Annotated in this window: 19 protein-coding genes; 11 read left to right on the top strand and 8 right to left on the bottom strand. The window is 40.4% G+C overall.

Annotated elements, in window-relative coordinates; all coding sequences use genetic code 11:
- The first annotated feature begins 86 nt into the window (after positions 1-86).
- Positions 87-596: a MogA/MoaB family molybdenum cofactor biosynthesis protein gene (locus RRG12_RS22950; RefSeq protein ID WP_069073937.1), complete on the top strand. Its 510-nt coding sequence runs from the start codon at positions 87-89 to the stop codon at positions 594-596.
- A gap of 126 nt (positions 597-722) precedes the next feature.
- Positions 723-2,474: a diguanylate cyclase gene (locus tag RRG12_RS22945; protein WP_420758733.1), complete on the top strand. Its 1,752-nt coding sequence runs from the start codon at positions 723-725 to the stop codon at positions 2,472-2,474.
- 225 nt (positions 2,475-2,699) lie between these two features.
- Here the strand turns inward: RRG12_RS22945 and mraY are convergent, their stop codons facing one another.
- Positions 2,700-3,791, bottom strand: a complete 1,092-nt coding sequence (mraY, locus tag RRG12_RS22940) for a phospho-N-acetylmuramoyl-pentapeptide-transferase (protein WP_420758732.1) — start codon at positions 3,789-3,791, stop codon at positions 2,700-2,702.
- Between the two features lie 80 nt (positions 3,792-3,871).
- Positions 3,872-4,111 carry a DUF3134 domain-containing protein gene (locus RRG12_RS22935; RefSeq protein WP_069073934.1) on the bottom strand — a complete coding sequence of 80 codons (240 nt, stop codon included), beginning with the start codon at positions 4,109-4,111 and terminating at the stop codon, positions 3,872-3,874.
- Positions 4,112-4,354: 243 nt separating this feature from the next.
- On the opposite strand from RRG12_RS22935, the gene RRG12_RS22930 reads away from it, so the two are divergent.
- From RRG12_RS22930 to mdh, 5 genes are all read left to right on the top strand, one after another.
- Positions 4,355-4,939 carry a PAP/fibrillin family protein gene (locus RRG12_RS22930; RefSeq protein WP_069073933.1) on the top strand — a complete coding sequence of 195 codons (585 nt, stop codon included), beginning with the start codon at positions 4,355-4,357 and terminating at the stop codon, positions 4,937-4,939.
- A 300-nt stretch (positions 4,940-5,239) separates the two neighbouring features.
- Positions 5,240-5,455: a photosystem I reaction center subunit IV gene (locus RRG12_RS22925; RefSeq protein ID WP_094349537.1), complete on the top strand. Its 216-nt coding sequence runs from the start codon at positions 5,240-5,242 to the stop codon at positions 5,453-5,455.
- A 250-nt stretch (positions 5,456-5,705) separates the two neighbouring features.
- The gene (locus RRG12_RS22920; protein ID WP_420758731.1) at positions 5,706-6,572 is read left to right on the top strand and encodes a DNA-formamidopyrimidine glycosylase; all 867 of its coding nucleotides are present in this window, start codon (positions 5,706-5,708) and stop codon (positions 6,570-6,572) included.
- A 425-nt stretch (positions 6,573-6,997) separates the two neighbouring features.
- Positions 6,998-7,213 (top strand): NAD(P)H-quinone oxidoreductase subunit O, encoded by a 216-nt coding sequence (locus RRG12_RS22915; RefSeq protein ID WP_069073167.1) that lies wholly within the window; start codon positions 6,998-7,000, stop codon positions 7,211-7,213.
- A gap of 101 nt (positions 7,214-7,314) precedes the next feature.
- The gene (gene mdh, locus RRG12_RS22910; RefSeq protein WP_420758730.1) at positions 7,315-8,286 is read left to right on the top strand and encodes a malate dehydrogenase; all 972 of its coding nucleotides are present in this window, start codon (positions 7,315-7,317) and stop codon (positions 8,284-8,286) included.
- A gap of 267 nt (positions 8,287-8,553) precedes the next feature.
- Here the strand turns inward: mdh and RRG12_RS22905 are convergent, their stop codons facing one another.
- Together RRG12_RS22905 and RRG12_RS22900 are read right to left on the bottom strand one after the other, a co-directional pair.
- Positions 8,554-8,883, bottom strand: coding sequence for a translation initiation factor (locus RRG12_RS22905; RefSeq protein ID WP_420760797.1), 330 nt, complete (start codon positions 8,881-8,883; stop codon positions 8,554-8,556).
- Between the two features lie 93 nt (positions 8,884-8,976).
- Positions 8,977-9,468, bottom strand: a complete 492-nt coding sequence (locus RRG12_RS22900; protein WP_420758728.1) for a hypothetical protein — start codon at positions 9,466-9,468, stop codon at positions 8,977-8,979.
- Positions 9,469-9,807: 339 nt separating this feature from the next.
- Between RRG12_RS22900 and RRG12_RS22895 the strand changes: the two genes are divergently transcribed.
- From RRG12_RS22895 to RRG12_RS22885, 3 genes are read left to right on the top strand one after another with little or no spacing between them, the layout of a single operon-like run.
- Positions 9,808-10,467, top strand: a complete 660-nt coding sequence (locus RRG12_RS22895; RefSeq protein WP_420758727.1) for a hypothetical protein — start codon at positions 9,808-9,810, stop codon at positions 10,465-10,467.
- Positions 10,468-10,506: 39 nt separating this feature from the next.
- A complete protein-coding gene (locus RRG12_RS22890) occupies positions 10,507-12,411 on the top strand; it encodes a hypothetical protein (protein WP_420758726.1) in 1,905 nt (634 codons plus the stop codon).
- A gap of 10 nt (positions 12,412-12,421) precedes the next feature.
- Complete coding sequence (locus RRG12_RS22885; protein WP_420758725.1) at positions 12,422-13,798, top strand: DUF1802 family protein; 1,377 nt, start codon at positions 12,422-12,424, stop codon at positions 13,796-13,798.
- A 31-nt stretch (positions 13,799-13,829) separates the two neighbouring features.
- Here RRG12_RS22885 and RRG12_RS22880 read toward each other — a convergent pair whose 3' ends face one another.
- The 4 genes from RRG12_RS22880 to RRG12_RS22865 all read right to left on the bottom strand — a co-directional run bounded on the left by RRG12_RS22880 (position 13,830) and on the right by RRG12_RS22865 (position 15,153).
- A complete protein-coding gene (locus RRG12_RS22880) occupies positions 13,830-14,132 on the bottom strand; it encodes a type II toxin-antitoxin system RelE/ParE family toxin (protein WP_069073160.1) in 303 nt (100 codons plus the stop codon).
- Between the two features lie 2 nt (positions 14,133-14,134).
- Positions 14,135-14,395, bottom strand: a complete 261-nt coding sequence (locus RRG12_RS22875) for a ribbon-helix-helix domain-containing protein (RefSeq protein ID WP_069073159.1) — start codon at positions 14,393-14,395, stop codon at positions 14,135-14,137.
- A gap of 81 nt (positions 14,396-14,476) precedes the next feature.
- Complete coding sequence (locus tag RRG12_RS22870; RefSeq protein ID WP_420758724.1) at positions 14,477-14,839, bottom strand: aspartyl protease; 363 nt, start codon at positions 14,837-14,839, stop codon at positions 14,477-14,479.
- Positions 14,836-15,153 carry a hypothetical protein gene (locus RRG12_RS22865; protein ID WP_420758723.1) on the bottom strand — a complete coding sequence of 106 codons (318 nt, stop codon included), beginning with the start codon at positions 15,151-15,153 and terminating at the stop codon, positions 14,836-14,838. Before RRG12_RS22865 ends, RRG12_RS22870 begins: the two co-directional genes overlap by 4 nt.
- A 272-nt stretch (positions 15,154-15,425) precedes the next feature.
- Here RRG12_RS22865 and RRG12_RS22860 point away from each other — a divergent pair, with 272 nt between their 5' ends.
- Entirely contained in the window at positions 15,426-16,088 is a 663-nt protein-coding gene (locus RRG12_RS22860; RefSeq protein WP_420758722.1) for a Nif11-like leader peptide family natural product precursor, read from the top strand.
- Positions 16,089-16,293 lie beyond the last annotated feature (205 nt).

Here is a 16,293-nt window from a genome sequence, read left to right as displayed (position 1 = left end):
TGGGGCATCGTTACGTGTCATGCTCAATGAATGCGCCATTTACCATTCCCAATTATCCATTGGTGAAAATTTATGAGTGACATATAATGCCACAACCCCACCCAGACGAGTCTGGAGTTTTCGTAACTTGTGCTGTAGTTACTGTCAGCGATACACGCACTTCTGAAACAGATAAAAGTGGTCAGCTAATTCAGCAGTTACTTCTTGGTGCTAACCATGCTGTAGGAGCTTACACGATTATCAAAGATGAACCAACACAAATTCAAGAGCAGATAGAAAATCTGGGTAAAAGCACAAATTTGGATGCTGTAATTTTCAATGGTGGTACAGGTATTGCACCAAGAGATACTACCTACGATGCCATTGAGAAGTTACTGGAGAAAACTTTGCCGGGATTTGGTGAGTTATTTCGTTTTTTAAGTTATCAAGAAATTGGTTCGCGGGCGATCGCTTCTCGCGCTGTCGCTGGTGTTTATCAAGATAAATTAATTTTCTCGCTTCCTGGTTCCAGCAACGCTGTGCGACTGGCGATGGAAAAACTCATCTTACCCGAAATCACTCACTTGGTAAGTCAGGTTTGTAAGGGGGTGAAATGAGCAGCCTTTCAGAGGGCCACCATAAAACTCAGCCACAAACATACTGAAATCATCCTTTCTACACTTACATCTTGAGACTACCCAGAATTATAGTGAAACGGATGAAATGTTAATATCAGGTCAGTAATGGAGCCTATTTACTGGAATTCCATAATTGCTCACGGCATCACTGCATTTTCATACTTTGGTATCCCCATAGTAATAGGGGTCTTCTTTGCTAAAACAAAGGCAACTATTCCTTCTAAATTTTGGCTAGCCTTTTTCTTATCAGGTGGATTCGTGCTATTTTGCGGATTTCATCATTTTTTGGCAATCTTTGAGCCACATTCGGCAGTATCGCTGTTGCACTTAGGCGTACTTGATGTAATGGCGTTTATTTCCTTGTCTGCCTTACTCTACCTAACGCCAACCGCTTATCAAGTTGTAAAGGCGATCGCCAAATCTCAAGAAGATACCCGCGAACTTCAACGCAGCCAGCAGATGCAACAGCTGTTTTTAGATCATGGCCCCTTTGCAGCCTATATCAAAGACGAGCAATCTAGACTGCTTTACTACAACCAGGAGCTACAGTCTAAATTTTCGGTAGATCCACAAGAATGGTTGGGGAAAAGGGATAGTGAATTCTTGCCAGATCCAGAAGAGGGACGGCGGGTAATGGAAAACGATCGAGTCGTTTTGAAAACTCTACGTCCCTTGAAGCTGATTGAAGAGGTAAAGATATCTGATAACGATCAGCCGTGCTACTGGCTATCGTTTAAATTTCCGTTTAATGATTACGCAACGGGCGCTTACCGCATCGGTGGGATCAGTATAGATATTACAGAATCCATAGAAGCACAGCGATCGCTCACTGACCTAAATCAGCAGCTAGAAGAAAAAACACTGGAATTAGAGGCAAAAAAACGAGAACTTATATCTCTTTCAGATATGGCAGATATGCTTTATTCCTGCGAGTCTGAAGATGAGGTGTATCAAGTGGTCGCTTTAACCTGTTCTAAGCTATTTCCTAATATGAGTGGTTCTATCTATAGAATTGCTAATTCCAAGAATTATGTTCAGATGAATAGTTTTTGGGGAGCTAAAAGAAGTAGTAAAGAAATATTTTCACTATCTGATTGTTGGGCATTGCGGAGAGGAAAATTTAACCTTTTCTCGCCTCGTAATTCAGGACTAATGTGCAGTCATTTAATACGGCCAGTTAGCGGCACACATTTATGTGTTCCATTGTTTGCACAAGGCGAAGTAGTTGGGATCTTACACATTGATGCACTTGAAGAAATTAGTCCAGAAGATCAACAAATTACTGAGATTATTGCTAGAACATTAGGCATTGCACTCAATAATTTATCGATAAAACAACGTCTAACCCATGATAGCTTGCGGGATGGAATGACCCAATTATTCAATCAAAGCTATATGCAAAGCATAACAGAACAAAGGCTAGCGGAAGCTGAACGGTCGGGACAACCTCTTAGTATTATTTTCCTTGATATTGATAACTTCAAATCTTACAACTCTCGCTATGGGCACGTAACTGCCAACATCGTTCTCCAGGGATTAGCAAAACTGCTGTTAAAATCTATTCGCTCTTTTGATATTCCTTGCAGATGGGGTGGTGAAGAATTTGTGATTGTCATGCCTAATATGACACTGGAAACGCTCAGAAAGCGAGTAGAACAATTAAGGCTAGATATTGAACAAATGCAATTGAAGGATGGTGATCAGATCCTCGAAAGCATCACTGCTTCTTTTGGAATAGCTGTATCAGAACCAGGAATTACAGTTAAGGATTTGTTGAATCGGGCAAATCAAGCGATGCTTGAGGCAAAGCGAACAGGAAAGAATCGGGTTAGGGAGTATGTAAATACCTTTAATTGAAGAAGAATTCAGAATTCAGAATTCAGAATTCAGAATTTATAATACCGCAAGCGGTGAAATAAGCAACTCTTCAGTCTGCATTAAGTGTCAGTACAGCATAAAAATCAGAAACTTATAAATTTCCCGTATAAAAAAACAACTCCCTGAAGATGTAGGAGTTGTTTTTTTATATTCAAGTAGTTTTTAAAACATTCAGAATGGAGCTATGCCTAGGTTGGGCTGCGCCTACGCTAAACAGATACTAGCTAAAATAGCAGCGATTATATAAAATACCCCAACCACTTGCAATTCTGACCAGCCTGTAAGTTCTAAATGATGGTGTAAAGGCGCCATCTTGAAGAGGCGTTTACCTTTGCCATCGGGGCCTTTCGTGGCTTTGTAATAACTTACCTGTGCCATCACCGAAAGGGTTTCTACAAAGAAGATACCACTGAGAATGAACAGAGCTACTAAGGTATTTGTCAATAATGCTACAGCAGCTAAAGCTCCTCCCAGTGCCAGGGAACCAGTATCTCCCATGAAAACGCGGGCTGGGTTCCGATTATGGGCTAAGAAACCTAAGCACCCACCACTTAAAGCAGCACAGAAAACCATCAATCCTGGTGCTGTTGGTGCGACTAAAGCACCTAATGCCAAAAGTGCGATCGCAACTGTTCCTGCTGCCAAGCCATCAATACCATCTGTTAAATTAGTCGCATTACTTTCTGCAACTAGTACAAAACCGGCTATTGGCCAAAATAGGAATCCTAAAGGTAGTGTGAAGCTCACCCAAGGCAAAGCAATATTTGTAATATTAGAAGGTTGATTAAACATCAGCCATAGACAAAAGACTGCTGCAAAACTCACCTGCAAAGCTAGTTTTGTCCGGGGAGATATACCTTTATTTGATTTACGGCGCAGAATTTGCCAATCGTCAAGCCAGCCAATCAATCCGTAGCTGATTGTCAAAGCCGAAACTGCAAGCACCTCTTTAGAAAAATTAGACAATATACAGGCAAGCAGTACAGACACAGGTATAAAAAATATACCGCCCATTGTAGGAGTTCCTGCCTTTTTGAGATGAGCTTGGGGCCCATCTTCGCGGATTATTTGTCCAGTTTTGAGTGCTTGAAGTAGGGGTATTACCCAATAGCCCACTAAACCTGAACCCATAGCACACAAAAGTAGTGGCAGAGTTAGTGACATACTTTGCCACGGTAGCCGATTGGCCATCGAATCCAAGAAAAATGCTGTTGTACCTAGCCCTACAGCTAATAAAGAGGCTAGAGCGATTCCAGAAATGTTTAATCCTTGCTCAGGAGATAATTTAGCGTCCACAGAAGTTTCCCTTCACTCCACACTTAATAAAATTGAATACCAGGAACTAGAGATACTACCAAGTCCCTAACCTGAAAAGGCTAATCCTCAGCGATTCCTATATCATCATCATCATCATCGAGGTCGTAGCCAATTCCATCATCTACACCCATTAAAGAATCTATTCCTTCTTCGTTATCTCGAAAATCCGGTTCGTGAACGTCACGCGCGATAATCCGGCCGTTGGTTTTCAACCAGTCCAACAAAGAGGACTCTGGCTTTAGGGGGATGACATCGGCTCGTTGGTTACGGGCTACTTCACGTAATGGAGAGTTCAACATATCGAGTGAGGACAAGAAAAGGTTTACGTAAGTTGACATTTAGAGTCTATCACTTGACACGGATTAATTTAGTTATCTTTTCAACCCTTTAGTTGATAAATCCGCACTCAGATAGAAATTTTTTTATTTAATAAGCATAAGGCTTAGTCAAGCGGTTCTTAGTAATTTTTATGGCTCTACATATATGTCCTTAATATCTTGTTTATGCTGATGGAAAGTGAGTGATTTTAGAGGTGACAGGCGATGATGGGAAAAGCGGCTCTTATGGATGCGATCGCTGGTACAAATCGCGGTCTACTAGCGACCCAAACACAGAAACAGGCTATCTTAGCTGCGATCGCTAACTTAGAAGACTTTAATCCTACACCCCGTCCGGTGGAAGCTAGTAATTTGCTAGATGGCAATTGGCGATTACTATACACCACTAGCAAGGCTCTTTTAAACTTAGATCGTCTACCTTTGTGCAAACTAGGTCAAATCTATCAGTGTATCCGGGTAGAGACTACCAGTGTTTACAACATTGCTGAGATTTATGGCTTACCTTATTTGGAAGGATTAGTCAGCGTTGCTGCTAAATTTGAGCCAGTTTCAGATCGGCGTGTCCAAGTGAAATTCGAGCGGTCTATTATCGGCTTACAACGTTTAATAGAATACAATTCTCCGGTAACTTTTATCCAACAAATTGAAGAAGGTAGAAAATTTCCCGGAATTGATTTTGTAATCAAGAGTGATAAACAGCAAGGCTGGTTAGATATCACTTATATAGATAACGATCTGCGGATCGGCAGAGGTAACGAGGGTAGTGTATTCATATTGAGTAAAACATAAGTATGTACCAAAATACTATTTGCGAATGAAGGTAAGCTATAACGTGTACCTTGTCAAGTAGGTTCTGATACCATTCTTAATTGTGGGGGGAGTGGGAGATGAGGGGGATGAGGAGGATGAGGGAGAAAGAATAACTAATATTCAATGCCCAATGCCCCATGCCCCATGCCCTATGCCCAATTCCCAATCCCCAATTCAGACAAATAACTTAACAAAGACTCTAGCAACGACCTTCAGGTTGTAGAGTGAAATCAATTAGCCCTCTAGATTGGCGATTGATAACTAAAAGGGAAAATAATCATGGTTCAACGTGGTTCTAAAGTACGTATTCTCCGCCCTGAATCCTACTGGTTTCAGGATCTTGGAACTGTGGCTTCCATTGACCAAAGCGGCATCAAATACCCTGTAATTGTCCGCTTTGAAAAGGTCAATTACTCTGGTATCAATACCAACAACTTTGCTCAGGATGAATTAGTCGAGGTTGAAGCACCAAAGGCTAAAGCACCGAAAAAATAGCAGCAAAGCTACAAGGGGCTTGTTTGATGCGATGATGAAGGGTAGTCTTAAGTCTGAAGTATGAAATCTGAAACTTTCAGTTCATTCATTCTTCATCCTAGCCTACCCTAATCTATGAGAGCCGCCCTGCGGGTATTTACGGTTTCTGTTGGGTAGTAATACGAGCCATCTACGGCTATGTAAGTTACTACCCCATCTCTTTTTCCTTAATCCCTCAAATACATCAAAATTGCCTGCTTAATCAGCTTGAATGCCTGAACTGCCTGAAGTTGAAACAGTCCGAAGGGGTCTAAATCAATTGACCCTCAATCAAGAAATCACGGGTGGAGATGTGTTGCTCGATCGCACCATCGCCTACCCGTTTTCTGTTGGTGAGTTTGTTCATGGAATTAAAAAGAATGCCATCGCTACTTGGCATCGTCGCGGCAAGTATCTCCTCGCCGAACTCTCCTCATCTTCCCCTTCATCAATCGGCTGGCTAGGGGTTCATCTGCGAATGACCGGTCAACTCCTATGGCTGCATCGAGATGAACCATTACATAAGCACACGCGGGTTAGATTATTCTTTGGGGATCAGCAGGAATTGCGCTTTGTTGATCAGCGTACCTTCGGGAAAATGTGGTGGGTTCCGCCTGGTGTCGCTGTAGAAAGTATTATGACTGGTTTGGCAAAACTGGCAGCAGACCCATTTTCACCCGAATTTACTGTCGAATATTTAGCTCTCAAACTCCAAAACCGTCGCCGTCCAATTAAAACTGCGCTCCTGGATCAATCTGTGGTGGCGGGATTAGGTAATATTTATGCTGATGAAGCATTGTTTAAAAGTGGAATTTTACCTGAAACTTTGTGTATGGATTTGCAGCTAAAGCAAATTGAGCCTTTGCGAACAGCTATCATTCAAGTGTTGGAAACCAGCATTGAGGCTGGTGGTACAACTTTTAGTAATTTTTTAAGCGTTAAAGGTACTAATGGCAACTATGGTGGTGTTGCCTGGGTTTATAACCGCGCTGGAGAACCATGTCGAGTTTGTGGTACAGCAATTCAACGAATTAGGTTAGCTGGGCGATCTAGTCATTTTTGCCCCCAGTGTCAAACGCTACGGGGAGTTAGGAGTTAGTGTAGTAGCGTGTCAAGACTAAAATGTTGCAATAGATTTTTCTTCTTGTAGTGTGGGCATCTTGCCCGCACGGACGGGCGAGACGCCATTGGTGTCAACTTAAGCTAGAAATAGCTTCGCTGCGGGCTTCATAACCCGCCAGAGAATGAATTCTCTGGCTCATAGCTAAAGTCTACTGAAGTAGACTGAATATTTTTGGGGATATCTAGTCATCTTCAGATAACTTTCGCTATGATTCTTGGAACTTCAGTTCCTTGCGGGACATAGTTTTTGCGTTAAGTTGACACCAATGGCGAGACGCCCATCCCACAAGAGGCAAGCTTAAAATAGTGCATTAGACGTAAGTTAGGAGTTTTTACTTCTAACTTGGAACTCTCTTAAAATGCAGATAGAGAAAACTAGTTACAAATTTGAGAGAGGAACTTATGGCTGTCAAAAAGGGAGATATGGTTCGCGCTATCCGCGAAAAACTGGAAAACAGTCTGGAAGCAAAAGCCAGTGATAGTCGCTTTCCTTCTTATTTGTTTGAAACCAAGGGCGAAATTGTAGATGTCAAAGGTGATTACGCCCTGATTAAGTTCGGGAAAGTGCCAACACCAAACGTTTGGTTACGTGTGGATCAACTGGAAGAGTTTAAATAATAAAAAAGAATTCAGGAATCAGAATTCAGAATTCAGCATTTATTCTGACTCCTGAATTCTGACTTCTGAATTCTTCTTCAAAAAATCGCATTTTAAAATTTATGTCTTCTTCTCCTAACTCCCCAATTGTCTGTAATTTACCCCGTGTCACCATCGTGGGTGCGGGTAGGGTTGGCAGTACTTTAGCCCAACGGGTTGCAGAGAAAAACCTGGCAGATGTAGTTTTACTAGATATTATTGCGGGAATGCCCCAAGGTTTGGCGCTGGATTTGATGGAAGCCAGGGGAATTGAAATACATAATCGCCAGATTATCGGCACAAATAATTATGCTGATACAGCTGGTTCTCAAATTGTGGTAATTACCGCTGGACTTCCCCGCAAACCGGGGATGAGTCGGGATGATTTGCTGAAAACCAATGCCAAGATTGTGGTGGAAGCGGCAAAAAATGCGATCGCTCATTCTCCCAATGCTATTTTTATTGTCGTCACCAATCCGTTGGATCTGATGACTTATTTAGCTTGGCAAGCAACAGGTTTACCACGCGATCGCATTATGGGTATGGCTGGTGTATTAGATTCCGCCCGTTTTGAAACTTTCATTGCCCTAGAATTGGGCGTTTTACCCGCCGATGTCAAAGCGATGGTATTGGGTAGCCACGGCGATTTAATGGTTCCCTTGTCTCGTTACGCTACCGTTAATGGCATTCCCATCACTGAATTGCTGGATGCAGCCACAATTGAACGCTTGGTAGAAAGAACTCGCAACGGTGGCGCAGAAATTGTGGAATTGATGCAGACGGGAGGCGCTTTTTTTGCTCCGGCATCAGCTACTAGTGTGATGGTAGAATCGATTTTGCTAAATCAGTCGCGGTTGTTACCTGTGGCAACATATCTGCAAGGTGAATACGGTTTAGAAGATGTTGTGATTGGTGTTCCCTGTCGGTTGGGATGCGGTGGGATTGAGAGTATTTTGGAATTGACACTCAGTGATGAAGAAAGAGAGGCTTTGTATACTTCGGCTGAATCTGTGCGTCAAAATATTCAGCGATCGCAGGAAATAAATAATTCGTAATTCGTAATTTGTCGAAATAACTGCACAAACAAAAGGCAGTAGGTTAACATCCTGCTGCCTTATGCCAATTCAATTAATTATTGCAACACATCTTTGGGTAAAGACGCGATGAATCGCGTCTCTACAAATGGTCTATTTGTCACATTCTTTTTTCAAATTGGTATTACAAATCAAATTGGGAAAACCTCTCTTTTTCTAGGTGAGAGGCTTGGAATTTTCCCCATTTCCTAGTAGGGAAGGGTTTAGGGGGTTAGGTTTGGCGTTAAGTTAACGGCGGGAATCCTGATCTGCGGGGTCGCCATAGGGGTCTTCGCTGGCTGGACGAACGTCACCAAACTCGCCTTTGTCTGCGGGATCGCCGTAAGGGTCTTCACTAGCTGGGCGAACTTTGCCGTAAGATGCTGGATCTGCGGGGTCGCCATAAGGGTCTTCACTGGCTGGGCGAACTTTGCCGTAAGATGCCGGATCTGCGGGATCACCATAAGGGTCTTCGCTGGCTGGACGAACATTGCGATCGCGGAATTCTGTATTTTCAGCTTGATCGCTGTTCGATCCCAAGAGGAAATCTTTCGCCTTTCGCAAAAAGTAATTTACCATAATCCTTCTCCTGATTTAGTTTCGTGTCTCCCACGTGCGCGATCGGCGTTATCCTCCGGGAAACCCGCTTTAGATTTACACACGCTTCGCTATCTAGAGTGCTGGTGCTGCGGATGCAGTTATGCCAGTGAGATCACGACCTGTAGAACTCCGGTTATAGCCTTGGAATTGCTGATACTTTTGTGCCTCAGATTCGGGTACTCGAATTCCTTCTGCTGGTGGAGTTACCCAGTGAGCGCGATGTTCAGCATCGCGGTAGTATACACGCCCGTTCTTGGAAAGATAGTACTTACCCTCTGCTCCTTCTTGGGGAGCATTTTTATGTTGGTTGTACATGTAGTAAAGTGCGGCTGCTCCAGCCAATATTGCCACTTTTTGTCCTGTACCCATTCCCTTCTTAACTTCGGGTTGGTTTGTGGTGCGATTGCTCACTGTTCTACCAATGGTGTCATCAACAGGTGGTGGAACTGAAGCCTTTTGCGAACCGCCTCCGCAGCTACTCAGCAAGGGTACCATTAGTAATGCCGAAAGCAGCACTGCAAATAGACGCGAAACTATTTTACGTTCTTTAAATATTGTGTTCATCGGATTTTGTCATCACCTGTATTTTCTAAAAGCTTTGCTGTTGCAAAAACAAAGTTGGAATTCCTGTTATTTCGCCTCGAGTTGAAAAAACATATACCACTCAATTTACAACTGCACAGCTAAAGCGTTTCATTTGTAATGATGATCGATTTTCTCAAGTATTCCATCCTGCCTTTGAGAGAAACAGCATTCATCCCAAGGAAATATCTTATTGATTTTTTCTGAATCTATTTGGCTGAAACGCTGAAATCTTCAGCAATTTCTCGGTTATTTTTTCTGAATAAATAATTTACAAAGATACAGCTACTATGATCATCTTTGTCAAAAAATACACTCAATATGACATCAAAAAATACAGCCAAAACTAGAACTCGTCTCCTTTTGGCTCTGTGGGATTTGGGAGGAACGCAGCAAGAAGTTAAGAAGGGTCAACTCACTAAGCGAATTGTATCTAAAAGTCAGAAGGTCGCAGATTATCAGGCTTTATTTGAGGAATTGCAGAATCAGGGTGCGATCGCAATCTCCAAAAAGGGATATTCTCTGACATCTCCCAAGGGTTTAGAGGTATTGGGTGAGGGTTTGAGGAGTGGCGAGTTTAAGTTTGAAGGGACGATTGTCGGTACTTGGGCGGCGAATGCGTTGTTGCGGTGGATTAGTCAGATTGATGTTGCGGTAACTAGTGCAGATGTATCAGTTAATGGGGTTAAAGGTGCGATCGCATCTTACGACGAATTTAAATCTGTGGCGTTGGAAGTCTACGACAAGTTGAACTATGAGTACAACTTTAATAATCTAGTGCCAATTTATCGCATTAGAAGAGGAATTGGCGATCGCGTGAGTCGTACAGAGTTTAATGATTGGCTGCTAGAAACCCAAGCCGACGACATTTTGCAACTGCAAGGCGGGAGTGTAGAAGACAGCGCACCCGACAAAATTGAAGATTCGGTAGCTACAGAATTAGATGGATTACGTTGCTACGCCACACGCCTGAAACCTTAAACCTTATTTGACTTCTTCACACATTAACTTCACAACACTATGACTGTTACCACATCTACCATTGATGATCTGATTAGAAATCAAAACCCTTTTGCAGGACATATTGTGGTCAGACCACAACAAATATGGGGTAAAAGTTTTCCTGATGTTCCCTCAATTAATGCTCATGCATCCAATGCAGTTTTTGATGCCGTTGATAAAGTCCGTAAAGGAAAACGTGAAACTGTAGGTATCACAATTACAGCAGAAAAAGGATTAGGCAAAAGCCATATTATTAGTAGGATTCGACATCGTTTACAGACAGAAGATGGTAGCTTGTTTATCTATATGAGCAAGTATGATAATCTGAATCAAATTAAGTATCAATTTCTCCAAACAGTTGCCTCTAGCCTTAGAGCATTTGGTAGTCAAAAGTTAATGCAATGGCAAGAGATCGCAGCAGCTTTAATTAATGAAGCAAAGCAATGGAACTATACGCCACAACAGTATATTAGTATGTATCCAAGTTGGTTAAGTAAACACTCAACTAAGGCGATAGACCATTTAACAGAAATGGTTTTGCAAGTCAAGCCTGAAATAACCAACCCTTACATAGTGAAAGCAATTTTATGGACACTCTCTACAGTCCACGCTAATTTTGCAACCTACTGGTTATCTGGTTTGGAATTAACACAAACACAAGCTGAAGAGATGGGACTACCAAATCCTAAAAGTGAGGATAAAGAAGCTCAAGCATTAAGCACTGTTCGTCAAATTCTAGATATTACAAGTCATTATCGAGTTCCAGTGATTTGTTTTGACGAATTAGATATTGTAGATGCTGCTGATAATGGATTTTTAGCAGCACAAGTTATTGCAAGCTTAGTTAAGGATTTATATAACAGTCTTAAACAAGGTGTTTTACTGTTAGCAATGTATCCTCGTACCTGGGAAGACCAAATCAAGGCTTTACCGGAAGCTGAAGCAGTTATAGATAGATTAGTCAGTGATCAATCTGACAGACAGCCTATAAAATTAAGCTTTCTCAATTCTGATGATATCGTTGCTCTCGTTAGTCAATGGTTACAAGATTTTTATGAGGAACATCAACAAACCCCGCCTCATCCTCTTTACCCATTTGATGAAACTAAACTTAGAGAACTTGGTAAGAGTAGACCTACAGTTAGGTCAGTTTTGAAATGGTGTGCAGAGAATTTTGTACCTCTTTTACCTCCAGATGGCAAAATATTGTCTCCTCTACCACCACCTGTAATACCGCCTCCACAACCACTACATCCAGTTAAACCGTATTTCAATAGTGAACTAGCAAATGTTGAAGCTTCTATTGATTCATTAATAGAAGAAGAAGCAACAATTGCTAATGCTCTTTGGCTGGCTTTCAATAGTTTAATTGGTGAAACTGTAGAGGGAGTAACAATTGAAGACATTGAAGAAATAAAAGCTAGTGCAGCAGATGATGGCTATATAGATTTCAGAATTGTTGACAAAAATAGAAAAGTGAGAATTGGAGTAACTGTAGTTCAGCAAGACGGCAAGTTTATTGGTGCAGCATTGAATCGATTAATTGACTACAGAAGGTTTGATCTAACTCGCGGTTGTTTGGTTCGTTCAAAAAAGATTAATTCAGGTGCGGGATTAGCTAGAGAACGTTTAAGAATACTGTTGAAAGAAAAGGGTGGAGAGTGGGTAAGCTTGCAAAGCCAAGATATTAAACCTCTATTAGCTATCTATTTTGTTTGGTATAACAAAGATAGTTACGAACTTACAGAAGAAGAGGTATTTGATTTTATTGAGCAGAAGCAACTAGCAATCAACAATCCTTTGATTCGAGAAATACTTAGCGATCCTTCTGGACAAGAACCTACTAATTTAACTGATGATGGATTACCTATTAGTATTCCTCAAAGCGTTGCTACTGCCGATTACATCGAACTAAATCCATAGCTAATTATAAATGAATCAGCAGTTTTCAATTCCAACAGCGCTATGTCTATCCGCCCCTGATATTGAAGCCTTAATACAGGGGCGAACAATTGCAGCTTTACCGAAAATGTTTATTCGTCCTGGGCAGAGATTTGCACTTTATCCTGCTGACTCTTCAGTTTCAATTAAAGCTTGGGCTAAATGTGAACTTTGCCAAATTTTAGATGAGACTAAGCCATTAGAGATTTTGTCTAAATTAACAATATGGACACCAAAAGTATTAAAGGAGATATTACAAAAACAACAGTATCTTTTCCTAGCTTACTTGCGTGTCTATCATTTACCTCAGTTACAAGAAATATCAGTAAATCCCAACATTCAGGAAAAGCTAGGAAAATTTATCAGTTTACCTAATTCTCTAACGGTTTCTGAAGCAAACCCAGTAATTAACGATCGCACCTTCACCCAACGCAAACGCCAATTAGAAAAGCTAGAACCCCCGCTGCATCCTGAATTGGAAGAATTGCAGAGTGCGATCGCATCCCTAACCATTAGCCAACCAGCAGCGAAACAATTAGACGACGACATCAAAGCATTTTTGGGTTGGAGTAGTGATAAACCAACAAATCCATTAGATTTAGACTTATCTTGGATTCAGAAAATTGCTAAAGTTGGAAACTCTAGTGACGGACATACATTTGAAAAATTAGTTCGTAGAGGATTACTAAAATTAGGCTTTACAGGTTCAGGTTTGAATCCAGATGCAACGGGTGGCGCAGGAGGGATGGATTTTTACACTGAACAACCTTATCCAATAGTAGGAGAGTGCAAAGCAACTAAAACTGAAAAAGTTACTGATGGTACACCTGCACAGTTATTAAAAATAGGTATGAACCATCTTGGTAAATTTCAGTATGACACTTCTATTAAATTAATTGTAGCCGCCGGAGAACTAAATTTTTTCGCATCAAGAACAGCTACCGAAAATCAAATGAATGTTATTAGCCCAGAAACTCTACAAAAACTAGTTGAACTGCAAGCACACTACAAAAATTCTATCAATTTGTTAGAATTAAAAGAGTGTTTACAACAAGCTCCTTTTGGTTTAGCTGAAGATAAAATTAATAATTATATCGATCAAGTTGAACAATCTATAAGGTTGCGATCGCACATTGTTCAGCTTGTAAAAAACTACTTAGAAAACTCAGGTATAGAATCTGCTGGTGTTGAAGCTTTACATGGTGCGTATTTTGGCTCACATCCGCCACAGCCAATAAAAACAGCAGAAATGCACGAAATTCTGATAGAACTTTCTTCACCCTTAACAGGCTATTTAGGACGAATAAGAGGCAGTGATTGGAATAGCGATCGCTTTTACTTTCTCCGCGATTTACTTATTAGCTGCTAAAAGATAATTGGAAGCAAACTCAAACACCAACTTACTCATCTGATTCTGCAAATAAAGATTCCAAATTTTGATAACCATTAACTACACGGACAATTTCAATTCCAGTATTTATAACTCGATAAAGAATAATGTAATGATCCAAAGGAACACCACGTAAATCAGGTTTAATATTTCCGTAGCTGCGTCCCATATTAGGGAAATTAGCTAAATATTTACACTTTTTATCAAACTTTTCAATAAAATGCTCCCCAGCATCAATATTCATTCTGACAAAATAATCAATAATTGTTGATAAATCTTGACTAGCTTCTGGAGAGATAATATGTTGCGTCATCCTTATAATTCTCTCGCCTTACGCAATTTATCTCGCAATTGTTCAACTACAACTTCCCCATCAATACCTTCCCCTCTATCCAGCTGATCAATAGCAACATCAACTTTTTCCCGTGTTTCTTGAACCCACTGCTGATAACCTTTTTCCCACTCTAATAGCAACTTCAACGCTTTACTAATAACTTCTTCAGGATTTGAGTATCTACCTGTAGCAATTTGGGCTTGGATAATTTGCTCCAGTTCAGGTTTAATTTGGATATTCATAATTTATATCTTCAGTTTGTTGAGAGCTTTAACCTTGTTATAACAAAAATTAAAGTAAGTTAATTTTAAGAGCGATCGCAGTTATCCTAAAGTTAATATACCAGCCTGATAATTTACTACCAACGGCAGAATTTTTAGCCACTCTGAACCTAACAATACTTCCGTAATTTCATTGCCCACATAAACATTAATTTCATACTCTTGTTCGTTTAATATCACCTTGCCTAGATAAATATCAAATCTTGATTCTCCTTTAGCAGTTCGTAGAGATTCCTCACCGATATAAAACCAGTCTAGACCCTCTAAATCTTGTTTGTTAATAGCAATAAAGCCTGTAAAACCAGTATCCAACATAGCATCTACAGGCAAATCTAATCCATCAGATGTAATTAACTCAATTTCAAAAAATAGTTGCCCATTATCTCCAAAGTCCCCTTGAATCATATTGTGCCAGTTGTGCCTGTTTCATTTAAACAGAATACACAATGTCTACTATTTGAGTATTTTTCAAGGGATTTTTTATGAGCTTGCATTTTATCCACATCAATTAAGTAATCACCACTATCTGGCTCTACTGCAATATACCAGCCATAGTGTTCCTGAATCAAATCTGGACGCACACGCTCAAAGATTACCCGACAACGCCGATAAAATACTTCATCTTCAGCTTTCCGTTTAGCAAGTTCTTCTGGTGATAAAGTCCGTTCTGGAAAAATTCTACCCCGACGTGCAGGTTGTTTTGCAGTTGATTCAGTCATAGTATTAATCCTACTTATTGATGCGGCCTTAACTTTATTTTATGGGAAGCAATAACGAGCGATCGCACAACCCACCGCAGGTATCACTATTTCCCTCAGTATATTTTATTTATAGTGATAAACTTTACAGAAAATTCATACTTAGCCACTGTGTAACTTCATTTACATAAGCTAGTAGTTTTTGTACTGTCGAAGAAACACATTATACTTACTACACTGGTGTTCATTAATAACCAACCTGTACCAAGTTCAAAACTTAGGTTAAATGACCCATGTATTATCAAATTTGGAATTTCTTTCTTAAAGAAGATAAATACATTTATTGGAAAGAAAAAATAAAAGTTAACAAAACTTTTGACAAAGCTACATGGCAAAAGATTATTGATTTTTTGTCGTTAGTAGAGCAAACTTTCCAATTAAAAAGTCAACTAGCAGAAACCGATAGTATTGAGCCGTTTCTCAAGTTAGCAACAGAAAATGGTTACAATTTGACAGCAGAAGAACTTGCTTGGTTTCTAGTTACGAGAAGACAGATTTGGGATCTTTTTGATTTTGCACAAAAAACGCCATCTCTCAAAGAAGAATTGCTCATAGCGAAAGATCCGCAGCAGTTCGTTAACATCGCTGCTGAAAATGGCTATTACTTTTCTGTGGAAGAGTTAGCTTGGTTGTTAATTGAAATCAAATCATCTTCAGAATTAGTATCTATTAACAACAGCGTTGGAGAGATTCTCACAGTATCAAGCTACGGCAGAATTGAAATCGGATACTGGATTTGGCTGGCAGAATACTGGGGAATTGTGCCACCATTTTGTCATCGAGAGAAACCAGATAATTTATTATCTGGAGATACCAACAATCCTTTTTTACTCGATCGCTGTTTCTTACCCAAGAGCTATTTTAATCAACGCATCTTAGTAAGTAGTAATTCGTAATTTATGGTACGCACAGTCGCTAATGTAATTACAGCAGAATTCAGAATTCAGGAGTCAGGAATAAAAAGATCCTCGACTTTTTAAGAAGTCGGTGGTCTAAGCCTCTAGGCGTGGCTGCGTCTCAATTCCCGCTATAAAACAATACGGTTCAGTTAAGGGCTAATAGTGCAAAATCGTGGGTTTCGAGACGCGATAAATCGCCGTC

The sequence above is a fragment of the Nostoc sp. CALU 546 genome (assembly GCF_048836525.1).
The sequence above is the reverse complement of the archived record's forward strand: the minus strand, read 5'-3'. Positions and strand labels throughout refer to the sequence as shown.